This is a genomic window from Saccharothrix sp. NRRL B-16348, assembly GCF_001280085.1.
In the GTDB taxonomy this organism is placed as follows: domain Bacteria; phylum Actinomycetota; class Actinomycetes; order Mycobacteriales; family Pseudonocardiaceae; genus Actinosynnema.
Map to the genome: position 1 here is coordinate 1 of NZ_LGED01000116.1, position 352 is coordinate 352.

Here is a 352-nt window from a genome sequence, read left to right on the forward strand (position 1 = left end):
GGTGGTGGTCCCAGCGGCGGAGGAAGGCGTGGTAGCGGTCGGCGATGGCGGGTAGGTCGTAGGCGGTGTGGACGATCTGGTCGGCTTCGGTGGGTTTGGCGGTGTGGGCGGTGAAGACCTTGAGGTACTCGCTCAGGTCGAGGTCGTGGAGGAGGGTGGGGACGTCGATGTGGCCGGGTGCGATCCAGAGTCCGTTCTGCAGTGGGCCGAAGCCTGCCCAGGTGAGGCGTGAGCGGAGGTCGTGGCGTTGGGGGCGCCAGGATTCGGGGACGGAGAAGCCGACGAGGGTCCAGGTGCCGTTCCAGTCGTGGTTGAGGGCGCCGTTGTGCCAGACGCGGTGTTCGCCGTCGTG

At 68.2% G+C, this 352-nt stretch carries 1 pseudogene; it reads right to left on the reverse strand.

What is annotated here, in order from left to right:
* A pseudogene (locus ADK67_RS52485) lies at window positions 1–352 on the reverse strand (PaaX family transcriptional regulator C-terminal domain-containing protein); the annotation flags it as partial.